This is a genomic window from Streptomyces sp. NPDC048278 (genome assembly GCF_040652195.1).
Taxonomy (GTDB): Bacteria; Actinomycetota; Actinomycetes; order Streptomycetales; family Streptomycetaceae; genus Streptomyces.
In genome coordinates, this window is record NZ_JBEZLP010000003.1 from 392,198 (window position 1) to 413,332 (window position 21,135).

Sequence of the window (21,135 nt, forward strand, 5' to 3'; positions counted from 1 at the left end):
GGCGCTGATCAGGGCTTGTAGTCGACGGGCAGATCGGCCGCCTTGGCTCCGGTCGGCGGGATCTGGAGGGTCTTGAGGGCGAACTCCATCACCTGCTTGTAGATCGGACCGCAGATCTGGCCGCCGAAGTAGCTGCCGGCGGTGGCGTTCTGGATGGCGCAGTAGACGGTGATACGGGGCTTGTCGGCGGGTGCGAACCCGGCGAACGACGAGGTGTAGCCGCGGTACCTGCCGGTGGCCGGATCCACTCGGTTGGCGGTGCCGGTCTTCCCCGCGACGTTGTAGCCGGGGATGGCCGCCTTGGCGCCGGTGCCCTGCTCGTCGTCCACGACGGACTCCAGCATCTCGGCGAGGGTCTTGGCCGTCTTCTGGCTGATCACGCGGGTCTTCCGGGGCTGGACGGCCGGGGTGAAGCGGCCGTCGGCACCCTTGGCGCCGCGCACCAGCGTCGGCTCGACGCGGACCCCGCCGTTGGCGATCGTCGAGTAGACGGAGGCCGCCTGCATGGCGTTGATGGAGAAGCCCTGACCGAAAGGAATCGTGTACTGCTGCGAGGTCGACCACTTGTTCGGAGCGGCCAGGATGCCCTTGGTCTCGCCGGGGAAGTCCAGCCCGGAGTAGCTGCCGATGCCGAACTTGCGCAGGTACGAGTAGAGGACCTGGTTGGCCTGCTCCTGGGTCCTGCCGAGCTGGCCGGTGGCGAGGATGGTGCCGATGTTGCTGGACTTGGCGAGCACGCCGTTGAGCGTGAGGTACCAGGTGTCGTGGTCGACGTCGTCCTTGAAGAGCCGGTCGCCGCGGTGCAGCCGGTTGGGCACCACCACGTGCGTGAGCGGGGTGGCGGCGTTCTCCTCCAGGACGGCCGCCATCGACATCACCTTGGCGGTGGAACCGGGCTCGTAGGCGTCCTGGACGGCCGCGTTGCCCATCGCGTCGGCGTCGGCCGTCGAGAGGTCGTTCGGGTCGAAGCCGGGCGAGTTGGCCATCGCCAGGATCTGCCCGGTCTGCGTGTCCTGGACGACCACGTAGCCGCGGTCCGCCTTCGACTTCTTGACCTGCTCGGTGATGGCGTTCTGCGCGGCCCACTGGATGTCCCGGTCGATGGTGAGCTCGACGTCGGAGCCGGGCACGGCCGGAGTCTCGGTGGAGCCCGCGGTGGGCACCTCACGGCCGCCGGACTGGGCGTAGCGGATCTTGCCGTCCTTGCCGGTCAGCTCCTTGTCGAGCTGCTGCTCGATGCCGCCGCCGCCCTTGCCGTCGGCGTTGACCCAGCCCAGTATCCCGGCGGCCAGGTCGCCGTTGGGGTACACGCGCTGGCTGCTCGGGTCGGCGAAGACGCCGGCCAGCACGTTGACGGTGCCGCTGTCGGTCTCGGCCTTGGTGGTGAGCGCCGACTTCAGGTCCTTGATCTGCTTCCAGACCTGCGGGGTCTGCCGGGTGGCGAGCCGGACGTAGCGCAGGTCCTTGTTCTGCGGCCTCAGCAGCTTGACGAGGTCGGCCTGGTTCCTGCCGAGGATCGGGGAGAGCAGCGCGGCGGCCTGCTCGGGGCCGTCGTTCACCTTGAGCTGCTTGCTGGTGAACATCGTGGGGTCGGCGGTGATGTCGTACGCGTCCTCGCTGATCGCCAGTGCCACGCCGTTGCGGTCGGTGATCCCGCCGCGCTCGGCGGCCAGGGTGTGCACGACGTAGCGGTTCTGCTCGGCCTTCGCCGCGTAGGCGCTGGCGTCGACGGCCTGGACCTGGAGCAGGCGGCCGACGAAGACCATCAGCACCAGGGTCAGGGCGAGGCCGACCATGCGCAGCCGGGGGCGCGGGCTGCCGAGGCGCAGCGGGGGTGCGGCCGGGGGGCGCGGTCCGCCCGGGCGGCGCACCGGGCGGGCGCCGGGACCGGGGGCGGACCGGCTCCGGACGGCACCCCTGGGGTCCCGGGGGCGGGGCGGCTTGGCGGGGCCGGGCACACGGCGGCGCGGCGGCTGCCTGTTTCCAGAAGTGTCTGGCACTTCCGTCACCTGCCGGGGGTCGTGGTCGGGAGTGTCCCGGGCGTGAGGGCCGGGTCGGGTGTCGGCGTGGCCGTCGGCGTGGCTGTCTGCGCGGGGGTCGCCCCCGGCGCCCCGGGCGCGGTCACCGGCGCGGAGTCGGAGACCGTCGGTGCGGGCGCGCCGGCGGACTGCGTGCCGAGCGCCTCGGGGGCGGGCGGCACGGTGGTCTGCCGGAGGGCGGCGGGGCTGGGGACGCCCTTCACGGTGCCGTCCGGACCGAGGAAGACCGGGTCGCCGCCGGGGACCATGCCGAGTTCGCGGGCGCGGCGCTGGAGGGCGTCGGGGGCGGAGTAGGCGTCGATGTCCCGCTGCAGCGCCTGTTCCTCGTCGGTGAGGTTCTTCGTCCGCTTCTGCAGGTCGTCGAGTTTGAACGAGCCCTCGCTGAGCGCCGAGTTCAGCACCAGCAGGCCGATCAGGCCGCCGCCGAGGAGCAGGACGACGAGCAGGACGAACGGGGTGCGGGCGGCCTGGCGGGCACGGCCGGCCGGAAACAGCCGGGCGAGCCGGGCCGCCCGCCCGCGCAGCTCGGGTTTCCTACTCACGCGTCCTCCGGTGGGTCCGCGAACCCCGCTCGCTCACTCGGCTTCCTCCCTGATGCGCTGGGCTCCCCGAAGACGCGCCGGAGCGGCCCTGCGGTTCTCGGCGACCTCTTCCTCGGTGGGAAGTTCGGCACCGCGCGTGAGCAGCTTGAGCCGGGGCTGGTACTGCTCGGGCACGACCGGCAGCCCGGGCGGCGCGGTGGTGGCGGCGCCGGCCGCGAACACCTGCTTGACGAGGCGGTCCTCCAGCGAGTGGTACGACAGCACGGCGATCCGTCCGCCGACCGCGAGGGCCTTCACGGCGGCCGGGATCGCCCTTTCCAGTACGGCGAGTTCGCCGTTGACCTCGATGCGCAGCGCCTGGAAGGTGCGCTTGGCCGGGTTGCCACCGGTGCGCTTGGCGGCCTGCGGCAGCGCGTCCCGGATCAGCTCGACGAGCCGGGCGCTGTTGGTGAACGGCTCCTTCTCGCGCTCCCGGACGACCGCCGAGACGATCCGTTTGGCCTGCTTCTCCTCGCCGTACTGGAACAGGACGCGGACGAGATCACCGGGCGGGTAGGTGTTGAGGACCTCCGCGGCGCTGATGCCGGTCGTCTGGTCCATGCGCATGTCCAGGGGCGCGTCCTGGGCGTAGGCGAAGCCGCGGTCGGCCTCGTCGAGTTGCATGGAGGAGACGCCGAGGTCGAACAGCACGCCCTGCACGCGCGCGATGCCGAGGCGGTCGAGTACGGCGGGGAGCTCGTCGTAGACGGCGTGCACCAGGGTGGCGCGGTCACCGAAGGGGGCGAGCCGCTCGCCGGACAGGCGCAGGGCCTCCTTGTCACGGTCCAGGGCGACCAGACGGGCCTCGGGGAAGCGGGTGAGCAGCGCCTCGCTGTGGCCGCCGAGGCCGAGGGTGCAGTCGACGACCACACTGCCCGGCCGCTCCAGAGCGGGTGCCAGCAGATCCAGGCACCGCTGGAGCATCACCGGGACGTGTCGACTCTGGCTCAAGGGGGCCTCTCAGTTCCGGCACGGGGACGCACCGCCGGGTCCCCGCCCGCTCGGTACGCGCACCGCGCACGTGGGGAGACGGCCCGGGCACAGTGCCGGGGTCTCCAGGGGATTTCACCAGCGGGGAGAGCCTCGCCTCCCGCTTCGCGTCACTTTAGTCCACCGTGTCGCGCGGTCAATCAACCGGCCTGCGCGGCGCGTACGGCGTCCCGGCCGGGACGGGGATTCATCGGAAATCACCCGTGCGGACGCGTTTTGCCCTCCGTGTGGGTTAGCTCACAACAAGCCACGATGACGTTCTTTGTCCCCTCTCACAGCAGGCCCTGAACGCGCGTGACCAGTAACGTCATGACTATGACGACTTCCGCAGCAGTTCCCACTGGATCCGAAGGCGCCATAACCATGGACGGCACCGTGACGGACCGCCTGGTCGACGCCAACCGGACCTACGCGTCCGCCTTCACCGACCCCGGCATGGACGCCCGGCCCGTGCTGCACGTGGCCGTGGTGGCCTGCATGGACGCCCGCCTCGACCTGCACAAGGCACTCGGCCTGCAACTCGGCGACTGCCACACCATCCGCAACGCCGGCGGTGTGGTCACCGACGACGTGATCCGCTCCCTCACCATCAGCCAGCGCAAGCTCGGCACCCGCAGCATCGTGCTGATCCACCACACCGGCTGCGGTCTGGAGGCCCTCACCGAGGACTTCCGCACCGAGCTGGAGATGGAGGTCGGCCAGCGCCCGGCCTGGGCGGTGGAGTCCTTCCGGGACGTCGACCAGGACGTCCGGCAGTCCATGCAGCGGGTGCGCACCTCGCCGTTCCTGCAGCACACCGACGACGTACGCGGCTTCGTCTTCGACGTCCGCAGCGGCCTCCTGCGCGAGATCGACCCGGCCTGACCGGCCGCCCCGAAGCTCCACCCGCCCGACCGGGCCGCCCCTCGGCCCGGTCCGGGCGCGTCACACCCCTGCACCACCCCGGCCCCTGCCCCCTGGCATCGATCCCGGCTCCGGCGCCGCGCTCGGGTCGGCCGAGCAGACCGTGCGCCCCGGAACGGGCCCGCCGTAAGCTGTCGGCCCCCTGTCGAATAGGCGGTCGAAAGGCCGTAAGACCGACATACTGCGGGCAGTTGTCCACAGGCGAGTGACACGAATCGGTAACGGCAGCAAGAATGCGGTGTGAGACGTCGCGCGGAACCATTCACGCGTGGTGTCCGTGATTCGGGGTGGGCCGGTTGTGCGAGACGACGCACCGGCCGGGCAATAACGGGCCGAGGAGGGCCGGGTGACGACCTATGACGATCGAGCGAGCCTCACTGATCTGACCGCCACTGTGGAGCGGGTCCGCAGTTCGGTGGAGGGTGTGATCGAGGGCAAGCCCGAGGTCGTACGGCTTTCGCTGACCGTGCTGCTCGCCGAGGGACATCTTCTGATCGAGGACGTCCCTGGCGTGGGCAAGACGATGCTGGCGAAGGCCTTGGCGCGGTCCATCGACTGCACGGTGCGGCGCATCCAGTTCACGCCCGACCTGCTGCCGTCGGACATCACCGGCGTGTCCATCTGGGACCAGCAGCGCCGGGACTTCGAGTTCAAGCCGGGCGCGATCTTCGCGCAGATCGTGATCGGCGACGAGATCAACCGCGCCTCGCCCAAGACCCAGTCCGCGCTGCTGGAGTCGATGGAGGAGCGGCAGGTCACCATCGACGGGCAGACCTACGAACTGCCCAGCCCGTTCATGGTGGTGGCGACCCAGAACCCGGTCGAGATGGAGGGCACCTACCCGCTGCCCGAGGCCCAGCGGGACCGCTTCATGGCCCGCGTCTCGGTGGGCTACCCCAGCGTGGAGGCCGAGTTGCAGATGCTCGACATCCACGGCGCGGTCAACCCCCTGGACGACCTCCAGCCGGTCGCGCACGCCCATGACGTCGTGAAGCTGATCGAGGCCGTGCGCGGGGTCCACGTCGCCGCGCCGGTCCGCAGGTACGCGGTGGACCTGGTCGCCGCCACCCGCAACCACCCCGACCTCAGACTCGGCGCCTCCCCGCGCGCGACGCTGCACCTGCTGCGCGCGGCGAAGGCGGCGGCGGCCCTGAGCGGCCGGGAGTACGCGCTGCCGGACGACGTGCAGGCGCTCGCCGTCGCGGTCCTGGCGCACCGGCTGCTGCCCACCGCCCAGGCCCAGCTCAACCGGCGCACCGCGGAACAGGTCGTCCAGGAGATCCTGCAGGCCACCCCGGTGCCCGCGGCCTCCCCGCAGCAGACCGGCCTCGGCGGTCTCGGCCGGGGCGTGCCGGCCTATCCCCAGCAGCCCCCGCGGAGTCTGTGATGGCCGCCCCGGCGGAGGCCGGCCGCGAGGAGGCGGGCGGGCTCCGCACGGCCCTGGCCGGGCTGACCACCCGCGGCCGGTCCTTCCTCGCGGCCGGCATCGCGGCGGTGATCTGCGCGTACATCCTCGGCCAGGCCGACCTGCGCCGGGTCGGGCTGCTGCTCGCCGTGCTGCCGCTGCTCTGCGTGGTCGTGCTCTACCGCACCCGCTACCGGGTGTCGGGCAGCCGCCGGCTCTCCCCCGCGCGGGTGCCGGCCGGCAGCGAGGCCCGGGTCCATCTGCGGATGGACAACGTCTCGCGGCTGCCCACCGGTCTGCTGATGCTCCAGGACCGGGTGCCCTACGTCCTCGGCCCGCGCCCCCGCTTCGTCCTGGACCGGGTGGAGCCGGGCGGCCGGCGCGAGGTGTCCTACCGGGTCCGCTCGGACCTGCGCGGGCGCTATCCGCTGGGCCCGCTCCAGCTGCGCCTGACCGACCCGTTCGGCATGTGCGAACTGACCCGCTCCTTCTCGACCTTCGACACCCTGACCGTGATCCCGAAGGTCGAGCCGCTGCCGCCGATCCGGCTCAGCGGCGAGGCGAAGGGCTACGGCGACGGGCGGCAGCGCTCGCTGGCCCTGGCCGGCGAGGACGACGTGATCCCGCGCGGCTACCGGTACGGCGACGACCTGCGCCGGGTGCACTGGCGCTCCACCGCCCGCTACGGCGAGCTGATGGTGCGCCGCGAGGAGCAGCCGCAGCGCGCCCGCTGCACGGTCCTCCTCGACACCCGGGGCGGCGCCTACGAGGGCGCGGGCCCGGACTCGGCGTTCGAATGGGCGGTGTCCGGTGCCGCCTCGGTCCTGGTCCACATGCTCGAACGCGGCTTCTCGGTCCGGCTGTTGACCGACACCGGCAGCTCGGTGCCCGGCGAGGGCACCGACGGTTTCGCGGGCACGGGACAGGAGTCGGCGGAGGCGGCCGGGCTGATGATGGACACCCTGGCCGTGATCGACCACTCGGACGGCGCCGGCCTGTCCCGCGCCTACGACGTGCTGCGCGGCGGGAACGAGGGGCTGCTGGTGGCCTTCCTGGGCGACCTCGACGAGGAACAGGCGACGGTGGCCGCGAAGATGCGCCAGCGCAGCGGCGGTGCCGTGGCCTTCGTGCTGGACCCGGACACCTGGGTCAGGGAGCCGACCGACGTGCCCGCTCCCGGCGACGCGTACGAGGAGCGGCTGCGGATGCTGCGCGAGGCCGGCTGGACGACCGTCAGCGTGGAGCGCGGCGCCTCGGTGGCCGAGCTGTGGCGGCAGGCCGACCGGGAGCGCACCGGGTCGGCCGCGCTGAGCGGGGAGGCATGGCGATGAGCGGACGCGCCCGGCTCGCGCTCACCGCGGCGGCGGCGACGCTGATGGCGTCCTGCTCCCTGCTGCCGCTGGTCTCCCCGACGACCTGGCTGTTCCAGGCGGCGTTCCTGCTGGCGGTGCAGACGGGCGTGGGCGCCGCCGCCCGGCGGGTGCCGCTGGCCCGGTCGCTGACCGTGGCCGCGCAGGCCCTGGTCACGCTGCTGATGCTGACCGTGGTCTTCGCCCGGAGCCACGCGATCGCCGGGGTGATCCCCGGCCCGGACACCTTCCGCTACCTCGGCGACCTGCTCCAGCAGGGCTCGGACGACGTCAGCCGGTACGCGATACCCGCGCCGCTGACGCCCGGGATCCGGCTGATGGTGATCGGCGGGGTGCTGGTCGTCGGACTGGTCGTGGACACCCTCGCGGTGACCTTCCGCAGCGCGGCCCCGGCCGGGCTGCCGCTGCTCGCGCTGTACTCGGTGGCGGCGGGGCTGTCCGACGGGCCGACCGACTGGCTGTGGTTCCTGGTGGCGGCGGCCGGCTATCTGATGCTGCTGCTCGCCGAGGGCCGGGACCGGCTCGCGCAGTGGGGCCGGGTGTTCGGCGGGGCCGCGCGCACCCCGGGCGGCCAGGAGAGCGGCGCGGTGGCCCCGGTGCGCACCGGGCGCCGGATCGGTTTCGCCGTGCTGAGCGTCGCCCTGTTCGTGCCCTTCGTGATGCCCTCGATCCAGGGCGGCCTGCTGGACGGCGCCGGGGCCGGTGTCGGCGTGGGCGACGGGAGCGGCGGCACGATCTCCGCGGTCAACCCGCTGGTCTCGCTGCGGGACAGCCTCAACGTGGACGAGGACCGCCAGGTGCTGTCCGTGCGGACCACCAGCGACGACGTCTCCGACCTGTACCTGCGGATCGTGTCCCTCGACGACTTCGACGGCACCACCTGGAAGCCGGCCCAGCGGCACATCACCGGTGTGCCGGGCAGGTTCCCGACCCCGGCGGGGCTGGGCGCCGACGTCAAGCGGACGACGGTGCAGTCGACGATCGCCGCCGCCGACTGGTACGCCCAGGACTGGCTGCCGATGCCGTACCCGCCGAGCGGGGTGAAGGTGCCCGGCACCTGGCGCTACGAGCCGGTCGGGATGACCCTCGTCGGCGACCACGGGCAGAACACGCGCGGCGAGACCTACCAGGTCACCAGCCTCGACGTGCAGCCGACGGCGGAGCAGCTGGCCTCGGCGCCGGACGCCTCGGCGGCGATGGAGAAGGAGTACACCAAGGTGCCCTCCTCGCTGCCGTCGGTGGTGGCGCAGACGGCGAAGGAGGTCACCGCGGGCTCGGCGAACCACTACGAGGAGGCGGTCAAGCTCCAGGACTACTTCGCGGTGACGGGCGGCTTCCAGTACGACACCCAGGTGGAGGTCGGCCGGGGCGAGGGCGCGATCGCGAACTTCCTGAAGCAGAAGCGCGGTTTCTGCGTGCACTTCTCCTTCGCGATGGCCGCGATGGCCCGGACGCTGGGCATTCCCGCCCGGGTCGCGGTGGGCTTCGCGCCGGGCACCCCGCAGGCCGACGGCACGGTGTCGGTGGGCCTGAAGGACGCGCACGCGTGGCCCGAGCTGTACTTCGAGGGCGTGGGCTGGACCCGCTTCGAGCCGACCCCGACCCGGGGCACCACCCCGTCGTACACGGTGTCGCAGACGCCCGGCTCCTCGGTGCCGGACGAGGCACTGCCCTCCAAGGGCGCCTCGGCGGAGCCGTCGGCCTCGGCCTCGCAGAGCGAGAGCTGCACGCCGCAGATGCGCAAGCAGGGCGGCTGCGCCGACCCGTCCGCGGCGGCCACGGTGCGAAGCGGCGACGGCGGCCCGCCGTGGTGGCAGCTGGCCCTGTGGGCGCTCGGCGGTCTCGCCGTACTGGCGGTGCCGCTGTCGCCGCTGCTGTACCGGCAGCGGGCGCGGGCGAGCCGGCTCGGGGCGCACGACCGTACGCCCGCGGGCATGGCGGCGCACACGCTGGCGGTCTGGCTGGAACTGACCGACACGGCCTGGGACTTCGGCATCCTCCCGGACGAGTCGCTGACCCCGCGCAACGCGGCTGCCCGGATCGTCCGGCTCGGCAGCCTGGATCCGGCCACCGGGGCCTCGGTGCACCGGGTGGCGGACGCGGTCGAACAGGTGCTGTACGCGCCACGGCCGCGGCCGACGGCGGGCCTCGCGGACGACGTCCGCCGGGTGACGGCCGCGTTCAACGGCACGGTCGGCGTGCCCACCCGTCTGCGGGCCCTGTTCGCTCCGCGGTCGAGCGTGCGCGCGGTGTGGGCGGCGTCGGCAGCCTGGACCCGGCTGCGGGAGCGGGCAGCGGCGCTCCGGCCGACCCTGCGCAAGCCGTCGGAGCAGGAGAGCTGAGGGGGCCGGCGCCGGGGGGTGGGGTCGCTCACCGGCGCTTGCCGGGTGCCGCCGCGCCCACCCGTGCCGCCCTGCGGCACGCCTGCCCGCAACCAGGTCTTTCTCTTTTGGGGGCGCGGGGAACTGCGCGAACAACCCCCGCCGGTCCGCGGCGATGGCTCGGCGCTCGGCGACGACTGAGGGGTGACCGTCCGGTGACGGTCACCCCTCAGTCACGCTCTGCCAGGCCTGTCGGCCCCTCCGGCGAAGCCGTCAGTGGCCCTGCTCGTCACGGCGGCGCTGCCACCGCTCCTCGATGCGGTCCATCACGGACCGCTTCGGCCGACCCTGGCGGCGGGCCTGCGGCCCTGCCGCGGGCTGCTCGCCGGGCTTGGGGGCCTTGCGCCAGCCGGTGACGGCGAGGACCGCACAGCCGAGCATGACGAGGAAGCCCACCACGCTGACCCAGACCTGCTGGACGACCATTCCGGCGATGAGGAGCGCGATACCCACGAGGAAGCCGGCCACCGACTGGTAGACCCGGCGCCGGGTGTACGTCCGCAGGCCGCTTCCCTCAAGCGCTGTCGCGAACTTGGGGTCTTCGGCGTACAGCGCTCGCTCCATCTGCTCAAGCATTCGCTGCTCGTGCTCCGAGAGCGGCACGGCGTCCTCCTCATCGTGCAGTCGCCGGGGCGACCCGGGGGGTCCCTTCAGGATAGGCAGGGAATCGCCCCCGTGAAACCCGCCCCTCTAGGCCAATTGGCCAACCGGAACCCGCCATGGCAGTCCCGGCTCGCTGAGGCTTCCATTCCCCGGGAGCCGACCCGTCATGCCGGGTTGGTCTCCCTCGATCATACGGCGCAAACCCCTCGATCGGGGGGCCTGTGGCGTACTCCATCCGCTGTCGAGCCCCTGATCAGCGGGCTCGGCCCAGGAGAGTCTCAGACCCCGGTGGCACCCGGTGTCTCACCGAGCACGTGCAGCTGGGTCGCGACGGCGTGGAAGGCGGGGAGCTCGGCCGCGGCGGCCTCCAGCTTGAGGAGGGCGTCCAGGGCGCCCGGCTCGGTGTCCACCAGGACGCCGGGGACCAGGTCGGCGAAGACCCGCACGCCGTGCACGGCGGTCACGGCCAGGCCCGCACCCTCGACCAGGCCGGTGAGCTGCTCGGCGGTGAAGCGGCGCGGCATCGGGTCACCGCTGCCCCAGCGCCCCTCGGGGTCCTCCAGGGCCTGCTTGGCCTCCGTGAAGTGGCCGGCGAGGGCGCGGGCGACCACGGCTCCGCCGAGCCCGGCGGCGAGGAGGCTGAGGACGCCCTCGGAGCGCAGCGCGGCCACCGTGTTGCGCACGCCCTCGGCCGGGTCGTCGACGTGCTCCAGGACGCCGTGGCAGAGGACCACGTCGTGGGCGCCGCGCTCGACCACGTCGAACAGGCCGAGGACGTCGCCCTGGACGCCCTTGACCCGGTCGGCCACGCCGGCCTCGGCGGCCCGGCGCTCCAGCGCGAACAGGGCGTTGGGGCTCGGGTCGACGACGGTGACGCGGTGGCCGAGGCGGGCCAGGGGGACGGCGAAGTTGCCGCTGCCGCCGCCGGTGTCCAGGACGTCCAGCGCGTCCCGGCCGGTGGCCTTGACCCGGCGGTCGAGGGCGTCCTGAAGAACCTCCCAGACCACGGCGGTACGGAGAGAAGCGCGGGGTCGAGTGGGGTCCGGCACGGCAGTTGACTCCTCGGCGCGGCACCGCCTGTTGCCCGGCGGCGCGAACGGGGTGCCTGCCCGGCCCGGGGTGCGGGAGGCGGGAAGGCTTCAGGCGCTCTCCACCCTATTGCCTCCGCCGCCTTCGCCCTATCGCCTCCGCCGCCTGTTGCCCATGCCGCCCAGCCTGGTCACCTGCCTGGTCATCCCGCGTCGGGCAGCTCCCTTCCCGGGTCGCCGGCGGGCCGCTCCCCGTCCTGGCGGCGCGGCTGCGGCAGCACCGGCTGGAGGACGAGCATCCGCTCGACGATACGGAGGAACATCGCCACGTCGCGTATCAGGTCGTCGGCGTCCCGGCGGCCCGCCGCGCCCTGGATGCCGGCCACGGCACGGGCCCGGCGGGCGGCGCCGGAGGCGAACAGCGCGCTCCACTCGGCGAGCTCGGGCGCGACCTCGGGGAGCACCTCCCAGGCGCTGCGGATCCTGGCCCGGCGCCGGGGCGAGGTCTCGGGGCGGGCGCGGGCGGCGAGTACGGCGGCGGCGGTACGCAGGGCGGCCAGGTGGGCGGTCGCGTAGCGCTCGTTGGGGGTGTCGAGCAGTTCGGCCTCGTCGAGGGCGGCGCGGGCCTGGGTGAGCAGGTCGAGGGCGGCGGGCGGGGCCGTGGCCCGGCGGAGCACGGGGTGCACATCGCTCGCCGGGCCGGTCAGTGAGGGGGCAGGGCCGGTGGCGCGGCGCCGGTGGGCGGCGGACGCTGACGAGTTGGCCATGACGAACCTCCTGTCGTCTGAGTGACGGCGCCCTCACACGGGGTGCCGTATGTGCCCATCGTGAGGTATGGCACTGACAATCCGTTCCGACCTGGGCTTTTGCTTCGATCACAGGTTCGGAGTAGTTTTTGCACTGACCAGTCAGTTCAAAAAATTTCCGAAGGAAGAGCAGGGGGGAACCTGTGCACGGCGTACCTGTCACGGCCGAGCGCCTCGGGCTCAAGGGCCCGCGGGGCTGGGCGTTCCGGGGGATCTCCCTGGACGCCGGGCCCGGCGCGCTGATCGCGGTGGAGGGGCCGTCCGGCTCCGGCCGCACCTGTCTGCTGCTGGCGCTCACCGGCCGGATGAAGGCCACCGAGGGCACCGCGACCGTCGGCGCGGCCCGGCTGCCGAAACAGCTGTCGGCGGTGCGCCGGATCAGCGCGGTGGCCAACGTGGCCGGGGTCACCGACCTCGAACCCGCCCTGACCGTCGGCGAGCACCTGCGCGAACGGGCCCTGCTGCAGCGCCGGTTCGGTGACTCCCTGCGCGCACTGCTGCGTCCGCGCGCGGAGCGCGGGGCGCGGGCCCGGCAGCGGATCGACGACGCGCTGGCCGCTGCCGGGCTCGACCCGGAGTCGCTGCCCAAGGGCGCCCGGACCGCCGTACGGGATCTGGAGCGGATCGAGGCACTGCGGCTGTCCGTGGCGCTGGCGCTGGTCGGAAAGCCGCGGCTGCTGGCCGTGGACGACGCGGACCTGAAGCTGTCGGAGTCCGAACGGGCCGAGGTGCGCGCGCTGTTGGCGTCGATCGCCGAGGCCGGGACGACGGTGGTGGCGGTGTGCGGACAGGCGATGGCGGGGGCCGTCGTCGTCAGCACCGCGACCGCACCGGCATCGGAGGAAAACGCCGAAGACGCCGAAGACAAGGAAGACGACGAAGACGACGAAGACGAGGAGGCCGGCGATGCGCTCGCCACGACTGGCCGCGCTTGAGCTCAGGCGCTTCGGACGGGGCCGGCTGCCGCGCGCGGCCCTGGTGGCCCTGCTGGTGCTGCCGCTGCTGTACGGCGCGCTGTACCTGTGGTCGTTCTGGGATCCCTACGGCCGCCTCGACCGCATCCCCGTGGCGCTCGTGAACGACGACAAGGGGGCGACCGCGAGCGGCAGCAGGCTCACCGCGGGCGACGACCTCGTGGCCGGGCTGAAGGACAGCAGGACCTTCGACTGGCAGGAGGTGAGTGCCGCCGAGGCCCGCAGGGGCGTCGAGAACGGCACGTACTACCTGTCGCTGACCATGCCCGCCGACTTCAGCGCGCGCATCGCCTCCAGCGCGGGCGACTCCCCGGAGACCGGCGCGCTCCAGGTACGCACGAACGACGCGAACAACTACATCGTCGGGCAGATCTCCCGCACGGTCTTCAACGAGGTGCGCTCGGCGGCCTCCACCAAGGCGTCCCGCTCCTTCCTGGACCGGATCTTCATCTCATTCGCCGACATCCACGGGCAGACCGTGAAGGCCGCCGAGGGCGCCGACACCCTGGCCGGCGGCATCGGGAAGGCCGAGAAGGGGTCGAAGGACCTCGCGGACGGCCTCGCGGACGCCAGGACCGGCAGCGCGAAGCTCGCCAAGGGGATCAGGAAGCTGGACGCGGGCGCCGGCACGCTGGCCGACGGCTCGCGGCAGGTCGCGGACGGCACCCAGGCCCTGGCGGACCAGGTCGACGGGGTCTACGGCAAGGTCGGCCCGTACCTGGCGAAGAACGAGAAGACCATCGGTGACACCGCCCGGCTGGTCGCCGACTCGGCGGGGACCGTCCGGGACAACCTGGGCGTCCTGGTGAAGACGGCTCCGGCGGCCCGGAAGACCGCCCACGCGGCGGCGGACACGCTGGACCAGGTCTACGCCGCGCGCTGCTCGGCGGACCTGCTGACCGACCCGGTCTGCCCCGACCTGAAGAAGGCCAGGGACGCGGCCGACGACGTGGCCGCCGTCGCCGACGACCTGAACACGCTGATCGCCGACCAGAACGGCGACCTGAAGACGCTCGACGGGAACCTCGGCACGCTCCAGACCCAGGCGCGGGCCCTCGCCGACCGCGCCCCGCACCTCTCCGAGGACGTCGCCGACGCCGTCAAGAAGATCGACACGCTGAACGACGGCGCGGCCCGGGTCGCCGCGGGCGCCGCGAAGCTGCACACCGGACTCGGCACCGCCGTCACCGGCGCCACCGGCCTCGACAGCGGCCTCGGCAGGCTGGAGTCCGGCGCCTACGACCTCAACGGCGGGATGTACAAGCTCGCCGACGGGTCCAACACGCTCGCCGGCGGCCTGCACGCCGGCGCGGCGAAGATCCCCGACTACGACAAGCAGGACCGTGACGAACGCACCGGGGTGATGTCCGACCCGGTCCAGCTCGCCTCGCACGACCTGCACAAGGCGCCCAACTACGGCACCGGGTTCGCCCCGTACTTCATCCCGCTCTCCCTGTGGGTCGGCGCGATGGTGGCCTACATGCTGATCCAGCCGCTCAACCGGCGTGCCCTGGCGGCCGGTTCGGCGGCCTGGCGGATCGCGCTGGCGGGCTGGCTGCCGGTGGCCGCGGTCGGGGTGCTGCAGACGTCCGCCCTGATGGCCGTACTGCACTGGGCGATCGGGCTGCAGATGGCCCGCGCGGCCGGGACGGTCGGGTTCCTGTTCCTGGTCGCGGCCTGTTTCGCGGCGATCGTGCAGTGGCTGAACGCGCGCTTCGGGGCGGCCGGACGGATCCTGGTGCTCGCCCTGCTGATGCTCCAGCTGACGTCGGCGGGCGGCACGTATCCCGTGCAGACCAGCCCGGGCTTCTTCAACGCGATCCACCCGTTCCTCCCGATGAGCTACGTCGTGGCGGCCCTGCGGCGGCTGATCACGGGCGGCGGACTGGGGCCGGTGTGGCAGGCCTGCGCCGTCCTGGTGGCGTTCACGGCGGGTGCCCTGGCGCTCACCGCCGTCTCCGCCCGGCGCCGCCAGGTGTGGACGCTGGACCGGCTGCATCCTGAACTGAGCCTGTGAGGACCTCCATGACCTCCTCTTCGGTGCCCGCGGGGGCCGCCGTTCCTGTGAGAATCGGGACCATGGAAAGCAGCAGCACCACGGGCGGCAGCACACGCCGTGAGGCCACCCGGCAGAAGCTCTACGAGGCCGCCGTCACGCTCATCGCCGAGCAGGGCTTCTCGGCCACCACGGTGGACGAGATCGCCGAACGGGCAGGCGTCGCGAAGGGCACGGTCTACTACAACTTCGCGAGCAAGTCGGTCCTCTTCGAGGAGCTGCTGCGGCACGGCGTGGGCCTGCTCACCGCCTCCCTGAAGGATGCCGCCGAGCGGACCGCGCGGGAGGGCGGCAGCCGGGTCGACGCGCTGGACGCGATGGTCCGCGCGGGCCTGGTCTTCATCGAACGCTACCCGGCCTTCACCCAGCTCTACGTCGCGGAGCTGTGGCGCACCAACCGGGCCTGGCAGTCGACGCTGATGGTGGTCAGGCAGCAGGCCGTCGCGGTCGTCGAGGGGGTGCTGCGCGAAGGGGTGGAGAACGGCGAGTTCAGCGACGAGATCGACGTCCAGCTGACGGCTGCCGCGCTGGTCGGGATGGTGCTGGTGGCGGCCCTGGACTGGCAGTCCTTCCAGCCGGAGCGCTCTCTGGACGACGTCCACGCGGCGCTGTCCCGGCTCCTCCAGGGGCGGGTGAGCGGGAAACGCTGAGCCGGGTGTGCGAAAGCGCCGGTCCGGCGCCGGCCGCGTCCCCCGCGGGCCGCCGTCGGACCGGCGCCTTCCGTGCACCCCCGTGCACCTTCGTGCTCCCCCGTGTTCCCCCGGTTTCCCGCTGTTCCCCCGGGTCCCCTCTCCCCCGTGTCTCGCTTCCGCCGACGCGAATCGGCGGAAGGAGCGGTCAAGGGCGAGGGTGCCGTTCCGCCGCCCCGTGTCGGCGGTGCCGGACCCCGCGCCCCTTTCCGTGTCTCCACTCTCCCGTTCCCGCAGGTCGCGGCCCATCCGTGCGCGTACTCAACTCGATCCCTGGGTAGACGTACTCAGGTCTGCGCACCTGCGCCCAGGACGCGCGGCCCCGGACTGGTTACGATCGCGTCCGTGTCGGTACTCCCCTTGGTCTTCACCAGCGGCTGGGCCAGCGGAATCAACGCCTACGCGGTGGTGCTGCTGCTCGGTCTCTTCGGCGCGACGGGCCTGAGCGACGACGTCCCCGAGACGTTGCAGCGCCCCGAGGTGCTGATCGTCGCGGGCGTGCTCTTCCTCTGCGAGGCGGTCGCCGACAAGATCCCGTACGTCGACTCGGTGTGGGACTCCGTGCACACGGTGATCCGGCCGGTGGCGGGCGCCTGGGTCGGCGCGCTGCTCGCCGGGCACAGCGGCTCGGTCAACGACGTGGTGGCCGGGCTGGTCGGCGGTTCCACGGCCCTGGCCAGCCACACCGTGAAGGCCGGGACCCGGATGGCGGTCAACACCTCGCCGGAGCCGTTCAGCAACATCGTGCTGAGCTTCGCCGAGGACCTCGGGGTCGCCGGGATCGTGTCGTTCGCGATGTTCCACCCGCTGGCCGCTGCGGTCGTCGCCGCGGTGCTGCTCGCCACGGGTCTGATCGTGCTGGTGTTCCTGATCTCCCGGATCCGGCGGTTCTGGCGCCGCAGGGCCCAGCGCCGGGAGGAACGGCGGCTGGCCGCGCACCTGCCCCCGCCACCGGGCTGACGGCCCACCGGACCGCACTGTCAGTGGCGGTCGATAAAGTCGCGGGCATGGGACGGATTGCGGTGATCGGCGCCGGGATGGGCGCCATGGCGGCGGCTGCCCGGCTGGCCGTCGCGGGCCACCGGGTGACGGTGTACGAGCGCACGGAGACGTACGGCGGCGCGGTGCGCCGGTTCGAGCGCGACGGGTTCGCCTTCGACACCGGCCCCGGTCTGCTGCCGCTGCCCGCCGTGTACCGGGATCTGTTCGTCAAGACCGGCAAGGAGCCGCTGGAGGACTGCGTCGAGCTGGTCCAGGTGGACCCGTCGGCCCGGCACGTCTTCGCGGACGGCACCGAGGTGTCCCTGCCGAACGCGTCCCGCGCGGGTGTCGTCGCCGCCCTGGACGAGGCCCTCGGGGCCGGTGCCGGGCAGCGCTGGGGCGACTTCCTGGTGCGGGCCCGGGAGGCCTGGGACCGCACCCGGCGCCCGCTCCTGGAGGAGCCGCTGTGGCCGAACTGGCAGGTACTGGCCGACCGCGAACCGTACCCGTCGGTCCCCCACAAGAAGCTGCTGCGCACGCGCCGGGCGGGCACGCTGTTCCAAATCGGCGCCTGGGAGTTGCGCGACCCGCGGCTGGGACAGCTGCTGGACGGCTACGCGCTCGCCCACGGCATCGATCCCGGCAGCGCCCCGGCGAGCACGGCCGTGCTGCCGTACCTGGAGCACGCCTTCGGCACCTGGTACGTGCGGGGCGGCATACGGGAGTTGGCCCGCGCGGTGTACGAGCGGTGTGTGAAGCGGCGGGTGGAGTTCGTCTTCGGCGCCGAGGTCGTAGGGGTTTCGGAGAAGGAGGGCCGGGCGGCCGGGGTGGAGCTGGCCGACGGCACGGCGGTGGAGGCGGACTTCGTCGTCGGTACGGGGCCGTGGCGGCTGGGCCGCCTGGTCGCGGACAGGGAGCTGTACGGCCCGCAGGACGTGCGCCCGCAATCCGAGGACGGCTACCTGGGCCGGGTGGTCGTGTGTCTGGCGCTGCGCGGCGCACGGGAGCCGACCGCCGTACACCGCACGGTGGTACACGGCCCCGACGCCGAGGGCGACCTGGACACGTTGAGGCACGGGGAGCTGCCCGATCTGCCGACGGTCGTCGTGGACCGGCCGGACGATCCGGCCCTGCGTCCCGACACAGAGCACGAGTCAGTGGTCGTGACGGCCACGGTGCCGTCGACCGCCTGGCACGACTGGGCCGCTCCGGGGGCCGCCGACGCCTTCGCGGACCGGATGGTCGCCGCCGCCGAGCGTGCCCTGCCGGGGCTGTGCGAGCGGGTGCTGTGGCGCGAGGTCCGCACGCCCGTGGACACCGAGCGGGAGACCGGCGCCTCGGGCGGTGCGGTGCCGCCGCCCGCGCTGGCCGCGGCGGAGGGTGCGCTGCATCCTTCCAACACCACGGCGGTACCGGGCCTGTTCACCGCCGGCGGCTGGTCCCATCCCGGTGGCGGGCTCCCGCACGCGGGTATGTCGGGGGCGATGGTGGCCGGGCTGATCGTGGAGGGGCCGGAGTTCCGCGGCTCGCAGTGAGACGCGGTGCCGCCCGGACGGGGACGAGGACGGTTCAGAAACGGTACTGCTCGTCGTACCCGTTGCCCTGGTGGCCCTGCTGCTGCCCCTGGCCGTCGCCCTGGCCCTGGCCCTGGTAGGGGTACTGCTGCTCCTGCGGGAGTTCGCCGCCGTAGGTCTCGTCGGCGCGCTGCTGCGGGACCCAGACACCGCCCGCCGGGGTCTCGCCGTAGCCGCCGGTGGCGTTGCCGTTGCCGTACTGACCCTGGGCATAGCCCTGCTGGTCGTACTGCTGGGTGCCGTACGACGACTGGTCGTACCCGGCTCCGCCGTAGGTCTGGTTGCCGATGTACGGGTCGGAGTAGTTGGCGTACTGCTGCTGGCCGCCGCTCGTGTCGTAGCCGTACTGCTGCTGGCCGTAGCCGGAGTAGTCGTAGGCGTAGTTCTGGTCGGTGCCCTGGGCGGCGTACGCCTGGTCCTGGCCGGCGGTCGCGTAGGCGGCCTGCTGGTCGCCGGTGGCGGCGTAGCCGGTGTCGCGGTAGACGCCGTAGGAGCCGGTGTCGTCGGGCATCGGCTGCGGCTCGTACACCGCGGTGCTCTCGGCCGCGCCGGGCTCCATGGTGCGGGCCGCCGGGGTGAACACGTCGTCGCGGTCGTACTCGTCGCCGCCGTAGGACGGATCGCCGCCGCCCGGGGCCGCGGCGTAGGCGCCCTGCTGCTCGGCGTAGGCGGCGTCGGCCGCGTCCGGGCCGGTGGCCTCCGGACCCTGGTCCTCGTCCGGCTCGCCGCGGCGGCGCTTGGTCAGGCCGCCGCCCTCACCGTCCGCACCGGGGCGCTTGACCGCCCAGCCGGCCTCGAAGCCGCGGCGGAAGGACAGCGTGACGTAGGTCTGGCCGACCGCGAAGGCGATCGCGCCCACACCGATGACGATGACCGACGGGATCAGGACACCGAAGACGACTCCGAGGAATCCGACGAAGGCGAGCAGCCGCCAGCGCAGCCGCGCCTTGTACTGCAGCAGTACCTCGCCGAGCAACCACAGCGCGACGATGCCGAACGCTACGTAGAGGACCGTCCAGCCCATGTACGCCCCTCTCCCTGTGACCGCTACGCAGTGTGTCCTACTCCGGTGCGGCCGGTCTAGGCCCGCGGGGGATGGTGCAGGCCCAGGTTCTCGTAGATTTCCAGCGTCGCCGTGGAGTTGTTGAGCGTGATGAAGTGCAGTCCTGGCACTCCCTCGGCCAGCAGCCGGGCGCAGAACTCCGTGGCGTGTTCGATGCCAATGGAGCGTACCGCCGCCGGATCCTCTTTTGCTGTGAGGATCCGCTCTTTCAGGGCGTCCGGGAAGGCCGCGTTGCTGAGTTTGGGCAGCCGTTCCAGCATCTTCACACTGGTGACGGGCAGGATTTCCGGAATCACCGGCGTCTCGCAACCGGCCGCGGCGACCCGGTCACGAAGGCGAAGGTACGACTCGGGCTCGAAGAACATCTGCGTGATGGCGTAGTCGGCGCCCGCGCGGCACTTGTCGACGAAGTGCCGGACGTCGGTGTCCCAGTCGCTGGAGCGCGGGTGCATCTCCGGGAAGGCGGCGACGCCCACGCAGAAGTCGCCCGACTCCTTGATGAGGCGGACGAGTTCGGCCGCGTAGGTCAGACCCTGCGGGTGCGCCACCCACTCCCCCATGGGGTCGCCGGGCGGGTCGCCGCGCACCGCGAGCATGTTGCGGATCCCGGCGTCCGCGTACTGCCCGATGATGTTGCGCAGTTCGGCGAGCGAGTGGTCGACCGCGGTGAGGTGGGCGACCGGGGTGAGCGTGGTGTCCGCGACGATCTGCTGGGTCTCCCTGACCGTGCCGGCGCGGGTGGAGCCGCCGGCGCCGTAGGTCACGGAGACGAAGTCGGGGGCGACCGCCTCGACCCGCCGGAGCGCACTCCACAGGTTCCGCTCGCCCTTGGGGGTCTTCGGCGCCGAGAACTCGAACGAGTACGTGGTCTTGCCGGTGGCGAGCATGTCGCGCACGGTGCGTGCGCGGTCAGTCCTGGTGGATGCGGTTCCAAGGGCCATACCCGCAGGTTAGTCAGGGGCGGGCGGTCACCCAACCGCAGTCGGGACATTTGCCCGAATTGTCGACATCTCGTGGACCTCGTGTCCGGATACTGGACACGTCACAGCGCCCGCAGCCGCTTCGCGAACTCGGCCGCCGCCGCGCCCGGGTCGTCGGCCGCGGTGAGCGCGCGGACGACGACCACCCGGCGGGCGCCCGCGTCCAGCACCTGGTCGAGGTTGCCGAGGTCGATGCCGCCGATCGCGAACCAGGGGCGGTCGGTGGCCAGGGCGGCGGTGTACCGCACCAGACCGAGGCCGGGGGCGGGGCGGCCGGGCTTGGTGGGGGTGGGCCAGCAGGGACCGGTGCAGAAGTAGTCCACGCCGTCCTGCACGGCGGCCTCGGCGGCCTCGGACCCGGCGTGCGTGGAGCGGCCGATCAGGACGTCCGGGCCGAGGATCGCCCGGGCGGCCGGGACCGGCAGGTCGCCCTGGCCGAGGTGGAGCACGTCGGCACCGGCCGCGTGCGCCACGTCGGCACGGTCGTTGACCGCGAGCAGCTTGCCGTGCCGGGCGCAGGCGTCGGCGAACACGGCGAGGTGCTCCAGCTCCTCGGCGGCCTCCATGCCCTTGTCGCGCAGCTGCACGATGTCGACACCGCCCGCCAGGACCGCGTCCAGGAACTCCGTGAGGTCGCCCTGCTCCTTACGGGCGTCCGTGCACAGGTAGAGGCGGGCGTCGGCCAGCTGGGCGCGGGCGGTGTCGGTCATCG

Annotated in this window: 18 protein-coding genes; 9 read left to right on the forward strand and 9 right to left on the reverse strand. The window is 72.8% G+C overall.

The window, feature by feature from the left end; translation table 11 throughout:
* Positions 1-8: 8 nt before the first annotated feature.
* Genes AB0D74_RS07955 through rsmH form a run of 3 tightly spaced genes read right to left on the reverse strand, consistent with a single transcriptional unit; the run spans position 9 to position 3,571 of the window.
* Positions 9-2,000: a penicillin-binding protein 2 gene (locus AB0D74_RS07955; protein WP_362581670.1), complete on the reverse strand. Its 1,992-nt coding sequence runs from the start codon at positions 1,998-2,000 to the stop codon at positions 9-11.
* 5 nt (positions 2,001-2,005) lie between these two features.
* On the reverse strand, positions 2,006-2,581 hold the full coding sequence (locus tag AB0D74_RS07960) for a septum formation initiator family protein (RefSeq protein ID WP_362581672.1): 576 nt from the start codon (positions 2,579-2,581) through the stop codon (positions 2,006-2,008).
* Between the two features lie 33 nt (positions 2,582-2,614).
* Positions 2,615-3,571, reverse strand: a complete 957-nt coding sequence (rsmH, locus tag AB0D74_RS07965) for a 16S rRNA (cytosine(1402)-N(4))-methyltransferase RsmH (RefSeq protein WP_362581674.1) — start codon at positions 3,569-3,571, stop codon at positions 2,615-2,617.
* Positions 3,572-3,925: 354 nt separating this feature from the next.
* Between rsmH and AB0D74_RS07970 the strand changes: the two genes are divergently transcribed.
* The 4 genes from AB0D74_RS07970 (at position 3,926) to AB0D74_RS07985 (ending at position 9,630) form a co-directional block, all read left to right on the forward strand.
* The gene (locus AB0D74_RS07970; protein WP_362581676.1) at positions 3,926-4,474 is read left to right on the forward strand and encodes a carbonic anhydrase; all 549 of its coding nucleotides are present in this window, start codon (positions 3,926-3,928) and stop codon (positions 4,472-4,474) included.
* A gap of 385 nt (positions 4,475-4,859) precedes the next feature.
* Positions 4,860-5,900 carry a MoxR family ATPase gene (locus AB0D74_RS07975; protein WP_362581677.1) on the forward strand — a complete coding sequence of 347 codons (1,041 nt, stop codon included), beginning with the start codon at positions 4,860-4,862 and terminating at the stop codon, positions 5,898-5,900.
* Positions 5,900-7,249, forward strand: coding sequence for a DUF58 domain-containing protein (locus AB0D74_RS07980; RefSeq protein ID WP_362581679.1), 1,350 nt, complete (start codon positions 5,900-5,902; stop codon positions 7,247-7,249). Before AB0D74_RS07975 ends, AB0D74_RS07980 begins: the two co-directional genes overlap by 1 nt.
* Positions 7,246-9,630, forward strand: coding sequence for a DUF3488 and transglutaminase-like domain-containing protein (locus AB0D74_RS07985; RefSeq protein ID WP_362581681.1), 2,385 nt, complete (start codon positions 7,246-7,248; stop codon positions 9,628-9,630). Before AB0D74_RS07980 ends, AB0D74_RS07985 begins: the two co-directional genes overlap by 4 nt.
* Positions 9,631-9,882: 252 nt before the next feature.
* Here the strand turns inward: AB0D74_RS07985 and AB0D74_RS07990 are convergent, their stop codons facing one another.
* The 3 genes from AB0D74_RS07990 to AB0D74_RS08000 form a co-directional block, all read right to left on the reverse strand.
* Entirely contained in the window at positions 9,883-10,272 is a 390-nt protein-coding gene (locus AB0D74_RS07990; protein WP_362581683.1) for a DUF3040 domain-containing protein, read from the reverse strand.
* Between the two features lie 278 nt (positions 10,273-10,550).
* Positions 10,551-11,321: a methyltransferase gene (locus tag AB0D74_RS07995; RefSeq protein WP_362581685.1), complete on the reverse strand. Its 771-nt coding sequence runs from the start codon at positions 11,319-11,321 to the stop codon at positions 10,551-10,553.
* Between the two features lie 182 nt (positions 11,322-11,503).
* Positions 11,504-12,067, reverse strand: a complete 564-nt coding sequence (locus AB0D74_RS08000) for an SAV_6107 family HEPN domain-containing protein (protein ID WP_362581687.1) — start codon at positions 12,065-12,067, stop codon at positions 11,504-11,506.
* A 182-nt stretch (positions 12,068-12,249) separates the two neighbouring features.
* Between AB0D74_RS08000 and AB0D74_RS08005 the strand changes: the two genes are divergently transcribed.
* The 5 genes from AB0D74_RS08005 (at position 12,250) to AB0D74_RS08025 (ending at position 18,341) form a co-directional block, all read left to right on the forward strand.
* Positions 12,250-13,041: an ATP-binding cassette domain-containing protein gene (locus AB0D74_RS08005; protein WP_362581689.1), complete on the forward strand. Its 792-nt coding sequence runs from the start codon at positions 12,250-12,252 to the stop codon at positions 13,039-13,041.
* Positions 13,013-15,097 (forward strand): YhgE/Pip domain-containing protein, encoded by a 2,085-nt coding sequence (locus AB0D74_RS08010; RefSeq protein WP_362581691.1) that lies wholly within the window; start codon positions 13,013-13,015, stop codon positions 15,095-15,097. The genes AB0D74_RS08005 and AB0D74_RS08010 overlap by 29 nt, the downstream gene beginning before the upstream one ends.
* Before the next feature lie 62 nt (positions 15,098-15,159).
* Positions 15,160-15,786, forward strand: a complete 627-nt coding sequence (locus tag AB0D74_RS08015; protein ID WP_362581693.1) for a TetR/AcrR family transcriptional regulator — start codon at positions 15,160-15,162, stop codon at positions 15,784-15,786.
* A gap of 384 nt (positions 15,787-16,170) precedes the next feature.
* A complete protein-coding gene (locus AB0D74_RS08020; RefSeq protein ID WP_362581695.1) occupies positions 16,171-16,785 on the forward strand; it encodes a DUF4126 domain-containing protein in 615 nt (204 codons plus the stop codon).
* Positions 16,786-16,832: 47 nt separating this feature from the next.
* Complete coding sequence (locus tag AB0D74_RS08025; RefSeq protein ID WP_362581697.1) at positions 16,833-18,341, forward strand: NAD(P)/FAD-dependent oxidoreductase; 1,509 nt, start codon at positions 16,833-16,835, stop codon at positions 18,339-18,341.
* 34 nt (positions 18,342-18,375) lie between these two features.
* Here the strand turns inward: AB0D74_RS08025 and AB0D74_RS08030 are convergent, their stop codons facing one another.
* The 3 genes from AB0D74_RS08030 to thiE form a co-directional block, all read right to left on the reverse strand.
* Positions 18,376-19,404: a hypothetical protein gene (locus tag AB0D74_RS08030; protein ID WP_362581699.1), complete on the reverse strand. Its 1,029-nt coding sequence runs from the start codon at positions 19,402-19,404 to the stop codon at positions 18,376-18,378.
* 56 nt (positions 19,405-19,460) lie between these two features.
* Positions 19,461-20,384 carry a methylenetetrahydrofolate reductase [NAD(P)H] gene (gene metF, locus AB0D74_RS08035; protein ID WP_362581701.1) on the reverse strand — a complete coding sequence of 308 codons (924 nt, stop codon included), beginning with the start codon at positions 20,382-20,384 and terminating at the stop codon, positions 19,461-19,463.
* 101 nt (positions 20,385-20,485) lie between these two features.
* Entirely contained in the window at positions 20,486-21,133 is a 648-nt protein-coding gene (gene thiE / locus AB0D74_RS08040) for a thiamine phosphate synthase (protein ID WP_362581703.1), read from the reverse strand.
* Between the last annotated feature and the right edge of the window lie 2 nt (positions 21,134-21,135).